This window comes from Leuconostoc carnosum (assembly GCF_014207505.1).
Taxonomy (GTDB): domain Bacteria; phylum Bacillota; class Bacilli; order Lactobacillales; family Lactobacillaceae; genus Leuconostoc; species Leuconostoc carnosum.
On record NZ_JACHGL010000009.1, the window covers coordinates 1 to 16,072 of the forward strand.

Annotated in this window: 14 protein-coding genes and 3 pseudogenes; 8 read left to right on the plus strand and 9 right to left on the minus strand. The window is 36.0% G+C overall.

What is annotated here, in order from left to right:
- Positions 1 to 675 (plus strand): IS3 family transposase (locus HNQ98_RS08605; protein ID WP_184285047.1); only part of this gene is annotated, 675 nt, incomplete at its 5' end.
- Between the two features lie 101 nt (positions 676 to 776).
- Here the strand turns inward: HNQ98_RS08605 and HNQ98_RS08610 are convergent.
- The gene (locus HNQ98_RS08610; RefSeq protein ID WP_015007089.1) at positions 777 to 1,142 is read right to left on the minus strand and encodes a hypothetical protein; all 366 of its coding nucleotides are present in this window, start codon (positions 1,140 to 1,142) and stop codon (positions 777 to 779) included.
- Positions 1,143 to 1,371: 229 nt separating this feature from the next.
- Here HNQ98_RS08610 and HNQ98_RS08615 point away from each other — a divergent pair.
- The 3 genes and pseudogenes from HNQ98_RS08615 to HNQ98_RS08630 all read left to right on the plus strand — a co-directional run.
- Positions 1,372 to 1,548, plus strand: a pseudogene (locus tag HNQ98_RS08615) (DUF536 domain-containing protein); the annotation flags it as partial.
- 201 nt (positions 1,549 to 1,749) lie between these two features.
- Positions 1,750 to 2,424 (plus strand): N-6 DNA methylase, encoded by a 675-nt coding sequence (locus HNQ98_RS08625; RefSeq protein ID WP_019040190.1) that lies wholly within the window; start codon positions 1,750 to 1,752, stop codon positions 2,422 to 2,424.
- A 7-nt stretch (positions 2,425 to 2,431) separates the two neighbouring features.
- Positions 2,432 to 6,832 (plus strand): Eco57I restriction-modification methylase domain-containing protein, encoded by a 4,401-nt coding sequence (locus HNQ98_RS08630; RefSeq protein WP_184285049.1) that lies wholly within the window; start codon positions 2,432 to 2,434, stop codon positions 6,830 to 6,832.
- Positions 6,833 to 7,026: 194 nt separating this feature from the next.
- On the opposite strand, the gene HNQ98_RS08635 is transcribed toward HNQ98_RS08630, so the two are convergent.
- The 3 genes from HNQ98_RS08635 to HNQ98_RS08645 all read right to left on the minus strand — a co-directional run bounded on the left by HNQ98_RS08635 (position 7,027) and on the right by HNQ98_RS08645 (position 8,152).
- Positions 7,027 to 7,329 (minus strand): type II toxin-antitoxin system YafQ family toxin, encoded by a 303-nt coding sequence (locus tag HNQ98_RS08635; RefSeq protein ID WP_019040192.1) that lies wholly within the window; start codon positions 7,327 to 7,329, stop codon positions 7,027 to 7,029.
- Entirely contained in the window at positions 7,319 to 7,597 is a 279-nt protein-coding gene (locus HNQ98_RS08640; protein WP_003625288.1) for a plasmid mobilization protein, read from the minus strand. The genes HNQ98_RS08635 and HNQ98_RS08640 overlap by 11 nt, the downstream gene beginning before the upstream one ends.
- A gap of 291 nt (positions 7,598 to 7,888) precedes the next feature.
- Entirely contained in the window at positions 7,889 to 8,152 is a 264-nt protein-coding gene (locus HNQ98_RS08645; protein WP_002823325.1) for a transposase, read from the minus strand.
- A gap of 177 nt (positions 8,153 to 8,329) precedes the next feature.
- Between HNQ98_RS08645 and folE the strand changes: the two genes are divergently transcribed.
- Entirely contained in the window at positions 8,330 to 8,977 is a 648-nt protein-coding gene (folE, locus tag HNQ98_RS08650) for a GTP cyclohydrolase I FolE (protein ID WP_019040193.1), read from the plus strand.
- Positions 8,978 to 8,985: 8 nt separating this feature from the next.
- Entirely contained in the window at positions 8,986 to 9,747 is a 762-nt protein-coding gene (locus HNQ98_RS08655) for an SDR family oxidoreductase (protein ID WP_184285050.1), read from the plus strand.
- A gap of 224 nt (positions 9,748 to 9,971) precedes the next feature.
- On the opposite strand, the gene HNQ98_RS08660 is transcribed toward HNQ98_RS08655, so the two are convergent.
- A complete protein-coding gene (locus HNQ98_RS08660) occupies positions 9,972 to 10,118 on the minus strand; it encodes a hypothetical protein (RefSeq protein ID WP_221429602.1) in 147 nt (48 codons plus the stop codon).
- A 148-nt stretch (positions 10,119 to 10,266) separates the two neighbouring features.
- Here HNQ98_RS08660 and HNQ98_RS08665 point away from each other — a divergent pair, with 148 nt between their 5' ends.
- Positions 10,267 to 11,445: an IS256 family transposase gene (locus HNQ98_RS08665; protein WP_068222488.1), complete on the plus strand. Its 1,179-nt coding sequence runs from the start codon at positions 10,267 to 10,269 to the stop codon at positions 11,443 to 11,445.
- Between the two features lie 180 nt (positions 11,446 to 11,625).
- On the opposite strand, the gene HNQ98_RS08670 is transcribed toward HNQ98_RS08665, so the two are convergent.
- The 4 genes and pseudogenes from HNQ98_RS08670 to HNQ98_RS08685 form a co-directional block, all read right to left on the minus strand.
- The gene (locus HNQ98_RS08670) at positions 11,626 to 11,997 is read right to left on the minus strand and encodes a DUF488 domain-containing protein (RefSeq protein WP_019039877.1); all 372 of its coding nucleotides are present in this window, start codon (positions 11,995 to 11,997) and stop codon (positions 11,626 to 11,628) included.
- Between the two features lie 32 nt (positions 11,998 to 12,029).
- A complete protein-coding gene (locus HNQ98_RS08675; protein ID WP_019039876.1) occupies positions 12,030 to 13,241 on the minus strand; it encodes an NAD(P)/FAD-dependent oxidoreductase in 1,212 nt (403 codons plus the stop codon).
- A gap of 182 nt (positions 13,242 to 13,423) precedes the next feature.
- Positions 13,424 to 13,792 (minus strand): annotated as a pseudogene (locus HNQ98_RS08680) (transposase); the annotation flags it as partial.
- A gap of 126 nt (positions 13,793 to 13,918) precedes the next feature.
- Positions 13,919 to 14,845: a glutathione S-transferase C-terminal domain-containing protein gene (locus tag HNQ98_RS08685; protein ID WP_003688755.1), complete on the minus strand. Its 927-nt coding sequence runs from the start codon at positions 14,843 to 14,845 to the stop codon at positions 13,919 to 13,921.
- A 97-nt stretch (positions 14,846 to 14,942) separates the two neighbouring features.
- On the opposite strand from HNQ98_RS08685, the pseudogene HNQ98_RS08690 reads away from it, so the two are divergent.
- A pseudogene (locus HNQ98_RS08690) lies at positions 14,943 to 15,332 on the plus strand (transposase); the annotation flags it as partial.
- Positions 15,333 to 16,072 lie beyond the last annotated feature (740 nt).

Here is a 16,072-nt window from a genome sequence, read left to right on the forward strand (position 1 = left end):
AAAGCTTTGTTGCGTGAAATTTGGCAAAATAACTATAAAGCTTATGGCGCGCCACGTCTGCGATTAGCATTAGCTGATCTGAATTTGCATCATGGCACCAACCGAGTTCGTCGTTTAATGCGAGAAGCTGGCATATACTCTGTCATGAGTCGTCGATTTAACAAACCAACGACAACTGTTGATTATCGTCAACGTCCCAACTTAATCAGGCATTTACCCGAAGCCAACGCTTGGCGCATGGACATCACTTATTTAAAGTTGAGTAATGGTCAGTGGGTCTATTTAGCGTCAGTTTTAGAGTTACAAACGCGTAAGATATTAGCCCATCAAATCAGTGCCACGATGGATACCAAATTGGTAGTTACAACACTACAAAGATCGCTGTCAACTGATAAAAAACCAAATTATTTACATATTGATATGGGCAGTCAGTTCACTAGTTTTGGTTTTGAAAATTTGTTAAAGCGACATAAAATTGATCATTCGTATTCAAAACTAGGACATCCATATGATAATGCCAAAATTGAAAGTTTTCACTCCCTATTAAAGCGTGAAATGATTTATCAATTCCGGTTTCCATCGATTGCACATCTAATTTTAGATGTGTCCAAGTATATTCATTGGTTCAACAACGAAAGAATCAGTCTTGCCAATCAAAAAATAAAAGTTGCCTAATCAGTTCAGCCCTAGATAAAAAACATTCCGAATTATTGACATATGAGCAAGCCACCGCCTTAACTTCTCTACTTGAACCATTATACAGGAGAAAGCTTGATTTACCTATTGATAATTAATGCTCTAATATCCTGAACGGCTAGTTTTCTATTTTCAATATAAATATAATTATCCGACATGTTTTCAATGAAGCCAGATATATTTTTTTTGGTTTCATGATTGAAGTTGGTTTCATCTAATTGAATAGTTACAGTATAATAATTTGCTAGTGCATGCATTGCATTATGAAATATTTTATCCGTAGTCATTTTGGGTAACTTTTTTTCACTATACACATTGTCCTGATCCATTTTCCTTAATGCAGAAGTATGGTCGCTTAAAAAGAAGCCACGCCACTTTTTAATGCCCCTATCTCTATAATCATGTTGAAAGTAATTATTAATTAAAGCGCTAAAATCTTGATCCATTGCATTTCTCATTTCAATTTTTTATTCTTCAATTATACGAACATTTGTTCCCTTTTGCAACTTAAAGCATAAAAGTTCTTATTGTTATATTATTATATATAAGTAAGTAAATTTTATTTTTTAACTATTTACTTGTATTTTGTTCACCTTCAAGCATTCTGCGCCCTTCTTTAACAGCAGTGCTTGGATCTTCAGATGGCGTATTTCTTAATATTTACGTATTGAAATTGAGGAAATTAAAGAGAACCGGGATAAACAATTAGCTGTGAAAGATAAGCAACTAGAAAATAAAGATTCACAAATATCTCAAATGCATAAGTTACTAGACCAGCAACAGCGATTAGCTTTGCAAGACAAAAAATTGCTCGAAGAATACAAGGAAGAAATAAAGGAATTGAAATCTCTTTAAATACCATTATCTGATAAAAATGAAATGGATTTGATAAATGATAGAGAACAAATTGAACGTTTGAAAGCTGAAGTGGTCTTCTTTAAAAAAGAACTATCTAAAATAGCAGAACAGCATGAAGTAAAGAGATACTCCAAAAAATGGTGGCACTTTTTTGGGGATAATTAAGCAATCTTTTTATCAGATAGGAGGAGTACTGTGGACTATGAAAAATTAATCAAGTCAAAAGAGCGTGTGCAACAGCACGGAGAAGTTTTCACCCCTCAATGGATGGTTCAAAAAATGTTAGACATTGAAGGGATTAAAAAAGCTAGCGAAAATATAGATGCAACATTTTTAGAACCTGCCGCAGGAGATGGTAACTTTTTAGTGAAAATTTTAGAACGTAAATTAAAATCTGTCACTGATAATTTCACTTATGGACACTGGAAAACAAAATCATTATTTGCTTTGAGTTCGATTTATGGAATTGAATTTTTAGCAGATAATTTAGATATTGCACGTTCTCGAATGTTCATTCAATATTTAAATTGGTATGAAGAAGTTTTTAAAGAGGAATTAAAAATCAAATCAGATGTTTACAAATCTGCGATATATATCATAAATCACAATATTGTACGAGGGAATACTTTAACAAAAAAACATCCTGATTATGATAGTCCCATTGTGTTTAATGAGTGGAAAAGAGTTCCGGGATCTAGTAGTAAAGTGGAAATAATACAATTCTCTTTTTCAAGTTTATTTGAGAATGAAGAACCTCTAGGTAAAATCATTCCAGAAGGTCAGTTAAGTTTATTTGATTTTGAAATGACTAATGAAAAACTTTCTTTAGCAAGAATATTAGATATTAAGCAAGTTTATCAGATAGGATAAGGATGACATGTCAAATTTTGATTTTTTAACTTTGGAAATAGAAACAAGTAATTTATTTCAAACCGCTAACTATGCTGAAAAAAATTACGCAGAAAAAGATTATGAAGGCACACTTACGAAAGCCAGAAAGTTAGCTGAAAATACAGCACGAGAAATAGCTCTAAAAGAAAAAATTAGCTTGTCAGATCGTGACAGCTTTAATGATATTCTGCGTGAGCTTAAAAAGTTTCCAATTGATCATTTTATAATTGAGGCGTTTTATGACATTAAACGTCTTGGTAATGATTCAGCTCACAATCTAAATAGTCATAGCTCAACCCAAGAAAATGCGAAGCAAGTACTTCATAAAATTTTTATTATTTTAGTGTGGTATATGAATAAGTATTTTACCATTGAGATTCAGAAGGAATATTTAGATTTTTTAGAGCCACAAGCTGCAAAACTCTTTCAATCATACGAGCGTAAAGTAATTTATGTTCAAACAACCGATAATTCATCTGGAATGTTTCCAGCCTATCAGGATGCACAAAAAATAGGTGAAACTACAGCTCCGGATGACGATTTTGAGGTGGACTGGTCGCCAAATAGTGAGTTTTTAAGAAAAATAGGTGAAACAAGAGTTAATAAATACATGAAGACTTCAGGGCTTCCATTTGTACTGGAGTGGGTAGAGTTAGCATGGAAAAAATCAACAAAGACTTGGTTTAGTGACCATGATGTTCATGAAGTATTAAAGCGAGCAGGCATACAGCGTCCGCAATTCCTAGATGGAGCAGAATGGTTTAAAACAGATTTAGAAACAGCCAAATTAGCAATTAAAGCAGTAAAAGAAGGTCAATCTGCACTAAATAGTGTTGAAAAAGAAAATTCTGACGATCATATTATTCTTCGTCCAGAACAATCATTAGCGGTAGAAAAAACTCGAAAAAATTTCAAAAAGAATAAAAAAATGCTATGGAATGCCAAAATGCGTTTTGGGAAAACTTTGACATCCTTAGAGCTTATAAAAGAGCAAAAATATTCTAAAGTTTTGATCATGACCCATCGTCCGGTAGTTTCTGATTCCTGGTTTGAGGATTTTGGAAAAATGAACATGGCTGAAGAAGGATATCGTTATGGTTCAGATGGTGCACATTTTAAATTGAAAGATCTAAAATCAGGAAACACGCCATTTATCTACTTTGTGTCTATTCAAAAGCTCCGTTATGGAGGAGGGAAAGTTAATCTGAAGGAGTTTTCTGATGTTGACTGGGACTTAATCATCGTTGATGAAGCACATGAGGGGACACAGACTGAACTTGCAGAAAATGTATTGAAATCACTTGAAAAGGACAATACCAAAGTGTTGTCATTGAGTGGCACTCCGTTCAATATTCAAGATCAGTATAGTGAGGACTCTGTTTACACATGGGATTACACAATGGAACAATCGGCGAAACTCCGTTATTCATTGGAACATCCCACAGAGAAAAATCCTTATGAATCATTGCCAAGAGTTAATATGTTTACGTTTGATATGAAGAATAAAGAACGTTTTTCGGACGAGTCAAAATCTTTTAATTTCCGTGAATTCTTTCGTGTGAATGAAAATAATGAGTTCGTTCATAAGTCTGATATTCAGTCATTCTTAGATAATATTACTAACGAAAATAGTAAAACTAATTATCCCTTTTCAACTAATCAATATCGTAACGAATTGCGGCATACATTATGGTTATTACCTGGAGTTAAAGAAGCAAACGCTTTCGAAAAGTTACTTAATGAGCATCAGATTTTTGGAAATGAATATAAAATTGTCAATGTTGTGAAAGATGATAAGTCAGATATAAACGAAGTTGCAACAGAAGGTGATTTGGATAAAGTGCGGCAAGCAATAGGAGATCCGAGTCAGAGTAAAACCATTACACTTACTGTTCGTAAACTGACAACGGGGGTTAATATTCCGGCATGGACAGCTGTTCTTTTTCTTTCCAACACTAATAGTGCTATGAATTATCTTCAGGCTGCCTTCCGAGCACAGACGCCATTTTCTCATGAAAAACTAGGAATGAAGAAAAATTCTTATATATTTGATTTTGCGCCAGATCGCGCACTTACTGTCATGGCTGAAAGTGTACAAATTAATTCTGGGGTGGGAAAGAAAAATACAATACAACAAAAAGCATCTATGACACAATTGCTAAATTTCATGCCTATTTTGGGACAAACAGAAAACGGTATGAAGGTTTTTAATGTTGATAAAATGCTTACCCAACTAAAAAAAGTTTATGCGGAAAAAGCTGTTCGTTCAGGATTTGAAGATGATTCACTTTACAATGATGAATTACTTACGCTTAATGAAGCAGATTTGAATGATTTTAATAACTTGAAAGAAATTGTTGGAAAAACTAACCTATCAGGATTACCGAAGAAAGTTGAAATCAACGTCAATGGATTAACGGATGAAGAGTATGAAAAAGGAGAAAAAGCCCAGAAAAAGAAGCCTCGAGAACGTACTGCAGAAGAAAAAGAAGTTATTGAAAAAATCCAAAAAGCAAAAAAACAACGAAAAACAATGATCTCAATTTTGCGTGGGATTTCCATACGAATTCCAATGATGATTTATGGTATGCCTATAGAGATTGATAAGGAAATGGGGATTGATGAATTTGTCAATCATGTTGATAGCGTTTCATGGGAAGAATTTATGCCAACTGGAATTGAAAAGTCTGATTTTAAGCGGTTCGCAAAGTATTATGATCCAGAGGTATTTGTCGAAGCTGGTCGAATTATCCGACAGAAGGCTCAGTCTTATGATGATTTAGAATATACAGAAAGAGCAGAGAAAATTGCAGAACTTTTCGGAACATTCAAAAACCCAGATAAAGAAACTGTTTTAACTCCATGGAGAGTAGTTAATCTACAACTTTCTAAAACAATTGGCGGATTGCGTTATTTTGATGAAAACTTTGAAAATACCACATTGAATGGGCAAGATTCGATCACTTGGGTTGATACAGAGATCACAAAAGAAGTATTTGAGGACAATACTAAAATTCTTGAAATAAATTCTAAAACAGGCCTATATCCTCTCTATGTAGCAAGTTCATTATTTTATCAAAAACGAAATAAGCTAAATGATGATCTGGCAGGAAAATTCAGCAAGATTGATGAAGATAAAATAATACAAGAAATATTGAGAGAAAATATTTACGTCATTGCTAAGACACCTATGGCCAAAACGATCACGCAGCGCACACTAGTAGGATATAATAATTGGACAACTAATATTTTATATGTAGAAGAAATTAATAAAAAAATTAGTGAAGATATATCGGATACCATAGAGGAAATACAAAAAGGATTGAATATAATGAAATTTGATGTCATAGTGGGTAATCCTCCTTATCAAGAGAATGATAACGATAGTGGTAACGGAAGTGCTAAGCCTCTTTATCACCATTTCATAGAGTTATCTATTGAGTTAAAACCTGAATTTATAACGTTAATTACGCCCAGTGTATGGTTTACTGGTGGGAAAGGACTAGACTCATTTAGAACTAAAATGCTAAATGACGTGTCTCTTGAAAAGATAGTCAATTATGTAACACCAAAAGAAGTATTTCCTACAGCTAATTTACGAGGAGGGGTTAATTACTTTCTTTGGAATAAGCATTATAATAACGAAAAAGATGGTGTTTTGATACAAACTATCAAAAATTCTGAATTGAAAGAATCAGGAAATCGCCCCCTTACTTTTGACGGACTAAACATACTAATAAGCAGTAATACTAGTTATAAAATTATTAATCGTTTGGTAAAAAATAATAGCATTATATTAGATATTGATTCTAAAAATATGCTGTCACATTATGTTTCTTCTCGTAATCCTTTTGGTTTTTCTACTACGTTTACCAAAACTAATGATTTTAAGATCACTGATAAAGATATAAATTCTCCTGTAAAAATACATGCAAGCGGTGGTAAATTGGGATATATTGACCGAGATACAATAGTTCGTAATACTGACTGGGTTGATAGAGTTAAAATATTAACGCCGTTCGCCAATAACATCGGAACAGATTTAAATGATGACAATCTAAACACAATAATTGTTGGGGAAAATGAAATTGCAACAGAAACATATCTAGTTATTGGAGCGGAACTAGAGTTAAATAAAAAACAAGCGGAGAATGTGGAAAAATATCTACATACTAAGTTTGTCCGATTTTTGATTAGTCTAGCTAAAGCCAATCAGAATGGAACTCGATCGACTTATTTATTCGTACCTATGCAGGACTTTTCGCTTAATTCTGATTTGAATTTTGATACATCTGCTAATAACCTAGATACTCAGCTATTCAAAAAATATCATTTTTCAAATGAAGAAATCGATCATGTAAATAACCATATCAAAGATATGAGCTAAGATGTAATGTTTCAATTTTTTAATTTAATTTTACGGTAATGACCCTAAGACGGCTACCGGATCAATTATAATAATAGGGGTGATATTATACAAATCGCCCCTCAAAATCATTGTTAAAATAGCCCCCAATATCTATATTATAGATATTGGGGGCTATTTTAATTTATTTTTTTATAAGTGCCCCTAAACTATAGTTATTGATTCAAGATTTCATGGGAGCCAGTTGCAACCAATAACAAAATCAATTCATCATGATCTAGCTGATAAATAACAATCCAGTTGTCATAATTTTTACCATAGTTTCCATATCTGGCAGGGTGAAATTCACGATAGCCACGCCAATTTCCTTTTAATGCATGATCTTTAATCTGTTTCAAAACAAGTACATCTTGTTCAACAATTGCTTCTAAACAAGGCTTCAAGACAGTTATTGGGAAATGTTCTTTGACTAGTTTTTTTAATTCACGTTCAAAAGATTTGGCCTGTTTAATTTGCATCTAACTTATCGATCCAATCTTCAAAGTCAGTCAATGAACCAATATTTTTGACCTGCCCTGTTTCTGCTTCTTTTTTAGCGGCTAAGGCTTCCGGAGAATCTAAAAAGCTGACTAATCGAACTTCATTATTGGCCGCTTTAACTAACGATAAGCGTATATACTCAGAAACGGTTAGCCCTTGTTTTGCTAGATTAGCTTTAGCCCGTTCACTAATGTCAGGTGTTACACGAGTTGAAATTGTCTTGTTTTTAATAATAGTATTACTCATACTAATCCGCCTCCTTTAAGTTTACCATCGTACTACATTATAATATTCGATTTTTAAGTTTTCTGCAACTAAATTAATTTTAAAGTAAAGGAACTAACAGCTTATGCAACAAGTTGTCTTACCCATCAAAGATCTGGCTTTTTAAAATCGTATCTTGTTTATCATGACGACTTATCTGATAGTGTTTCCAATGATAATACGTACTTTTAGAAAGCCCTAAGGCTTTCAAGATTATCCAGAGGCGGTGTTTACATAATTGTTCGTTGATAAAGTCTATGGCTTTAACTTTGCCTAATGCCTTCCCAGTAACACCGCCGCTGCTTTTAAAATTTCATTTTCTTCTTTTAACTGCTGGTTTTCTTTCTGTAGTTGCTTGAAGGCTTCAACACTCGTTACGCCACCGTCAGGTAGTTCAACTAATTTGGCCCGCTTGATCCAATGACTGATGGTGGTTGGATGAACCCCATATTCATTGGCTAAGGATTTCTTTGAACGATTTTCATTGTGATAAAGCTTAACGATGTTGTTTTTAAATTCATCTGAATAATATTTCATAAAAAAAACTCCTATTCTGATTTTTATCATTATGACACAAAATCTAATGAATTTGGTACCAAATTTCAGTATAGGAGCAGACTCGTCTTTTTTGATGCAAAGTTGAAAACAAATCGTTGTTCAAAATCATGAACTTGAAGTAGACTTAAGTTATTATTGAGTTAGGAGATTCATATCATGACAACAAACAATGATCATTACAATGAAGCTGAATTACTTGCCAGCTATTTTTTCGAAACTGCAAATAACTCAGAACTATTACAGCAAAAGTTAACTGATGTTCAACAAATCGAACAAGCACTGCAAACTTTAATGGCTCTCTGTGGTCAAGACGACAATAATCCCGATTTAGATAAAACGCCCTTTCGTGTGGTAAAAGCCTTTCTTGAATACACCAGTGGTTACCGCGAAGATCCTACTGCCCATCTAGAAAAAGTCTTTGATATTCAACAAAATGATCCTATTATTGTAAAAGATATCGAATTTTATTCGATGTGCGAACATCATTTTGCACCCTTCTTTGGCGTAGCTCACGTTGCATATCTTCCTGATCAAAAAGTCACCGGACTTTCCAAAATTGCACGGGTCGTTGAAGGTTACGCGCGGCGTTTCCAAGTTCAAGAGCGCTTAACGAATCAAATTGCCGATGCAATTGATACCGTCTTGCAGCCTAAAGGGGTTATGGTAGCTATTGAAGCGAAGCATTTATGTGTTTCAAGTCGCGGCGCTAAAAAAGAACAAGCGCAAACTTTCACGCTGGCTAGTCGTGGTGCTTACATTAAAGATAGCCAATTGCGGTCAGAATTTATGACTGCTATTAAGTGAGGTCACTAATGAGTAAAAGAGTCGCTTTTATTACAGGGAGTACTACGGGACTGGGCGTGCAAATGGCCCATAAACTTGCTCAAGCAGGCTATCAATTAGCCTTAAATTACCGACACAGTCAAACAGCTGCGTTACAATTACAACAAGATTTGGCACGATGCTATCAAGTCAATGCTCGCCTTTACCAAGGCGATGTAAGCCAACAAGCTGACGTGGTACGAATGATTGAACAAATTAAACTTGATTTTGGTAACTTAGATATTTTAATTCTTAACGCTGGTCCCTTTATTCACGATAAATTAAAACTCGTCGACCATACCCCAGCCCAGTGGCATGACATGATGAGTGCTAACCTTGATAGTTTTTTCTATTTAGTTAAGGCAACGGTACCTATGATGGAAAAACAAAATTGGGGCCGCATTATTGCGCTAGGCTTTGACCAAATTGACCAAGTCTCGGGTTGGCAATATCGTGGTGCTTATGCCGCCGCTAAAACTGGTGTGGCCGCGGCGATTAGAACTTTAGCGCTTGAAGAAAAAGACCATCAAATTACTGCAAATATGGTCTGCCCCGGTGATATTAAAGCTGATCTTAAAGAAGCTGACATTGAACAAGCCCAGAAACTTGCACCTAATCAGACTAAACGAAAAGCTGCTGGTGAAGATGTTGCTCGCGTTATTGCCTTTTTATGTGCAGAAGATTCAGACTATTTAACCGGCAACATCATTAACTTAGCTGGCGGCGAAAATATTATTCATCGTCATGACTAAAATTTAAACTACTAGTAACAACTAAATATGGTATAAAATTAGCCTTCCGAAAATCACTCAATATTTTCGGAAGGCTATTTCTATTCTTGATAAATTTTAAATAGCCACACTTTGACCGACGCCGCCAGCAAATATAACCAGTTATTGAACACCATGGTGTCTTAACATGTCTTTCAGTTCCGGGAAGCCCAATTCGAAATGCGCCACTTCATGTGCATCAGAACCTAAAGTGAATTTAGTGCCACCAAGTGACTGCCATAACTCAATCGCATATTCATATAGGCTAAATTATGACGCAAAACAATACTTTTAGCATTCACTTCCAGTGTCAAATCATGTGCAATCGCATTGCGAAACACTTGCACCAGCATTGGTTCTGCTAACCGTTGGAGACTGTAAAATAGTTTGTGTAAGGATGAATGATTCCTTAAATTAATTTTCAAAAACATTAGAAAAAGGAGTTCCTTTCTCGTATGATTGGTTTGAACAAAAAACACATACAGAAAGAAGAACTCCTTCATGAATGATTTTACCAAAAATATGGCTCAAGCTCTATTCAATCAAGACAAAATAAACGATTTATTGCGCAAAGAACTCCAGCAAGCAGTTAATGACTTGTTAGAAGCTGAATTAACTGCCTTTTTAGGTTATGATCCTTATGCAAGAGACGGCTGGAATACTGGTAATTCTAGAAATGGCGCGTATTTCCGTAAAATTGATACCCAGTTTGGATCAATTGAAATCCAGGTGCCACGAGATCGCAATGGTATGTTTCATCAACACACACTGCCAGACTATAAACAACATACTGATCTCTTAGAAGATATGGTTATAAAGCTTTATTCTAAAGGTGTAACCACTAGAGAAATAGCTAATTTGATCGAAAAAATGTATGGCAGCCATTATAGTCCCGCTCAAGTGTCTAATATCTCTAAGCAAATGATTCCTAAAGTTGAGGCTTATCACAAGCATAAACTGAGCGATAAGTTCTTTTGTGTTTATCTTGATGCAACGTATATACCGTTGCGTCGAGAAACTTTTGAACGAGAAGCAGTATATATTGCCATTGGTATCAAGCCCAACGGTCACAAAGAAGTGATCGATTATTGCATAGCTCCTAGCGAAAATATCGAAGTCTGGACGGAGTTGCTTCAAAATATGAAAAGCAGAGGCCTTAAACAAGTTGAATTATTTTTATCAGATGGTGTTGTGGGTATGAAAACTGCACTAATGCAAACTTATCCTAAAGCTCACTTCCAGCGCTGTTTGGTTCACGTCATGCGTAATATCTGCGCTAAAGTACGTGTAGAAGACCGTGAGGCAATTATGAACGAATTCAAGCAGATTCACCAGCAAGCCAATAAAGCAGCTGCTGTTGATGTATTGCATGCCTTCTATGCCAAATGGGACAAGAGTTATAATCATGTCATAAGAAACCTGAAAGACATCGAGCCGGACCTGCTAGTTTTTTATAACTATCCGAAACAGATCAGAAGTTCAATCTATTCAACTAACATGATTGAATCCTTTAATAATGTTGTTAAGCGCAAAGCCAAACCTAAAGCAGAGTTTCCAACTGAACAGTCGCTTGATACTTTTATTGGAATACAAGCAATGAGCTACAATGATCGATATTTCAAGCGAATCCACAAAGGCTTTGGTCAGGTTCAGAACACCTTAGAATCTTACTTTGATTAAATAAAGAATAAAAAATCAATCTATGAGAAAGATCTATTTACACAAAAGATTTGACAGTTTCTGATTTTTTGACGCTGATTAATGACTTTACTTATATTTCATGCTCTTAACTAAACAAGTCAATTAATGCTAAATAAAAAAGCCTGAATCAAGTGATCCAAGCTTTTTATCAGGTATAACTTATTCCAATTTTTGTTCTAACCATGCTTTTAAAACCACAGCTTGATTGTGTTGCTCGTTTTTGGCACCATAAATTAAAATTACATCTTCACTTTGTAAACAGAGACTAATAAAATCAAGCACCGCTGCACTTAATGGATTGGCGGCAATTTCAGCAAGATAGCGTTGCTTGAATTCAGGATAGCGCTCTTCTTGATGATTAAACCATTTCCTTAACTCAGAACTTGGCGCTAATTCTTTAAGCCACCATTGATAAGGTAAATCAGCTTTAGCGAGCCCCCGAGGCCACAAGCGATCCACTAAAATTTTATAACCAGATGCCCGTTTAACTGCTGCTTGATCATAAGTGCGAATTAATTTAATTTGTGGCATAACAACTTGAACCTTCTTTTAAAAATCACATTTTATAACGTGGATAATGGCTGATTAGTATCGGCAAACCGTTCTGAATCTAATGGTTGACGGTGTGACATTAATTCGGTAACGTCAGCACGCTCGTCATTACCATTAGCAAACAAAATAGCCAATGGTACTTGATTTTCATCAACATAAGCAATTGTAAACTTACCAGAATCAAGATTACCGCGGATAAAAGTTTGATCCCACTTAGTCGTATGACCTAAATATTCAAAGGCTTGATCATACTGATCTGTCCAAAAATATGGTAAGACATCATAAGGCTGACTTTGTGGCTGGATCAGATTAGCGGCAACATTTTTACCGTGACTTTGCGCATTTTCCCAATGTTCCACATGAATCTCTTCACCCTGGAACGGCCAAATAGTAGCATCGCCAACAGCGTAAACATCTTTCAGTGCTGTTTCGCCATATTCATTAACGACAATATTCTGCCCTAATTCCAAATGATCTGCTTTAATTGACGTGTTAGGAACTGCACCAACACCAACAACAACCATTTGTGCAGGAATTGTTGCACCCGTATCAGTTACCACCCCAGTGACTTGATGCTGTTGGTCATGCGTAAACGATTCAACACCACTACCTAAAACAAATTTGACGCCCTGTTCTTGATGCATCTTAACGAAATATTCTGAAGCCTGTGGACCAACTACACGTCCCAATGGATGTTGACCATGTTCAACAACTGTGACATTAAGGCCTAACTTTCTAAAGGAGCTAGCCAATTCTAAACTAATAAACCCAGCGCCAATTAAGACCACATCTTTAACTTGCTCGCTCCACTGCTTAATCTTGATCGCATCGTGATAACTTCTTAAGTAAAAAATTCCTTCAGCGTCATCATTAGGCAAGTGCAAATGACGTGACTCTGCACCCATAGCTAGAACAAGTTGACCATAAGTAATTTCTTGATGATCTGCTGTGACAACTTTCTTCTTCTCATCATGAACCGCCACAACTTCGGTATTTAATTGTAACTTAATCTCATTTTCAGCAAAGAACGATTCCGGTTTAAAAATAGGTGCATCTAACTTCTTGCCTGTCAGCCAATTTTTAGATAATTTATAACGATTATAAGGCAGTGCGTCTTCGCGATCAATTAAACAAATACTACCTGAAAAACCTTTAGTCCGTAATGCCTTCACCAAATAAAATCCGGCCGTTGAACCACCGACAACTACAATATCAAACTTCATAGAGATCCTCCTAATCTGAATTCGAATTATAACTTAAGTCTAATGCAAAAAGAATAACCACGCAAAATATCGGCTTGTTAGTCTAGCCGATTGACCAAATAAAAACACCATCCAAAAAGGACGAGAGCGTCAAGAAGTTTGTGTAAATAACAAGAAGACTTCTTCGTATCATTTTGTCTAGCTTAAAACATTGATTCTAAAGTATCTTGGCACTGCTTAAAGCCATTATGAGCTCTGCCGAAGTATTTCTCGTTGTACTCTAAGATAATTGTCGCAAGGAAACGGTCAAGTGCTGATTCATTTGGAAATTGTTCTTTGACTTTCGTCTTGCGCTTCAGCTTTTTATTGAATGATTCAATAATGTTCGTTGAGTAAATTGTTCTGCGAATACTCGGAGGAAATTCTAAGAAGGTTAGTAAATTAGACGTACTGGCTAAATTTCTAACCATTCGAGGATACTTTGACTCCCAATGATCGATAAAACGATTTAAAATTAGCTGGGCTTCATCACGTGTTTTTGCTCTGTGGAGTTCTTTGAACTCATTAACGACCACTTAAATGTCTTAACTGGCACACACCAATCGAGATCTTCTTGCTTAATCTACGTCACTAAATTCGTTCAAGTTATTTCTTGCAATCTGCCTCTTTCAAAAAAATCTGTCAAGCCTTTTTTCAAATTAACTTAACCACTTCTGTTCATCTAGTAATGGAATCACTCGCTCAAAGGTTGTAATCGGCCGATCATCTTGCTGATAGAAGTGCTTTTTAATGTCTTCAAAATCTGTATAGTTCTTAAACGCTGGAATCTGGGCCAAGCGCTTTGCATAAGCCCAAAGTGCCGGGTAATCTGTTAATCGGTGCAAGCTTAATTTATTTTGATAATAATAAACTAAATCAAACCTTAGCAAAGTGACGTACAGCCGAACATCTAATTGCGTTAGCTTATCACCCCACAAGTATTTTTGCTGCCGCAAGACCTGGTCAAATTTAGCTAAATGATCAAAAAAAATCTGCACTAATTTTTCATACTCAGCTTGTGATTTAACGGTTGTAATTTTCCCAGGCAAACGATTGATGTTTTCTAAAATATCAGCTGCTGCAGTTTTGAATTCACCAATCCGAGTTTGCGGGAAAAATTCGATCTGCTTCTCATTGGCATAACGTCCCCATTTCAAAGCCAATTCATCTAAAAGCGTATTGGTAACATTATTGACGACTTTCCCAGTTTTAATATCAACTAACGCTGGAACGCTAGAACGGCCCTCAAAACTCGGCAGAGCTTTCTGATAATTTTGCGATAGACGCGTTGTTTTTAGGACTGGATCTGCGAAATCATCACGTTCACCAAACCACCAATCAGTTTGGATTCCATTGCGGCGCAAAGGATAAATGACACCCTTGGAAATTACTTGATCTAATCCTAAGTAATCAATTTCAATCGCTACTTGAGTTGCCCAGGGACAAAACCTGCCAAGGATCAAGCGATAGCGACCAGCTTCAACTGGTAGCTCATTGGTTGAAAAACGTTTATCAATTGTTACGGTTGATTGCGTAACGGTCGTTGGTTGCTTGGGCTGAAATTCACATGTTAAATTTTCTGTCATAATTTTACCTCCCACTGATATTTTGATCATAACACGTTGCTGATTTAATTGGGTATTTGTTGCTCAGCATTTAAGAATTAGCTATTTTTTTGAGAGCGTAAAAGACCGCAAGGCCGTGATCAGTGACTTTAAACAAGTTCATCGGGCCGCCAACCGTGAAGCAGCCGAACTGAAACTGAATGAGTTCGCCAACAACTGGCATCAGACCTATCCCAAATTAATCAAAGATCTGCTTAAAATGCCGAATTTACTCACTTTCATGGACTTTCCACCAGCTATCCGGCAATCACTATACTCCACTAACCTGATTGAGAACTTTAATAAGCATCTCAAGCGCACCACCCACCACAAAGAACAATTTCCAACGGAAGATTCACTGGATCGCTTCCTGGTTTCTCAGTTTAATGTTTATAACGAGAAGTCTCTGAAGCGGATCCACCGAGGATTCAAAGGACTCCAGGACACCTTGGAAGCATCATTTATTTAAGTTAGATACATATTATATGTACGAAGGCATTTCATTTACACAAGATTCTTGACGCTACCTATAAATGACGTGCTTGCTAATACTTTAGGATTTGTAGTTGGTTATTATCTATCAAAGTTAATTGATAAATAACCCGTAGGTAAATTTATTTGGGTCTAGAATTTTTGGTGTTGGAAAGTATTTCCATTCCAAAAGTACTAGGCCCTAATTTAAAAAGCCATTGATAATGGATCAAAAAAGGCCACTAGGGTATACCTTATTGGCTTTACTTGGCTGTATGAACTGATGCCACCTGCAATAGTTCAGTAGGATTGTCCAAATTAGGCGATATTTATCAAACAGTATGCAAGCTAATTTCGTGTTTGAAGATGGTAAAGGTTTGATATACATGCTGCTGTCACCACACAGAGGGCACCAGCCCCGAATAGCCAGATTCAGTTCCAGGTCTGCCGGATCCAAGACGACGAGCAGGGTTGTTGCAATAATTACCACGAAAGAAGGTTGCCAAGTTTTTGACAAGCATCAACGTGCAATAAGGACGGTAAGCTAACCGTAACGCCAAAGGCTGATAAAACCGCGGAGTATGCTGGTAACCCAGCAAAACCAACGACTCCAGCACCTAAGTCAACGGTTACTAAAGTAGTTAAGATGGCCCAAACTGGTCATCACCAAGCTTGGTTTGATCGATTGGTGGCTTGGTTCAAATAATTGCTAGTTTGAGGGCTCAGCACGTATACTAA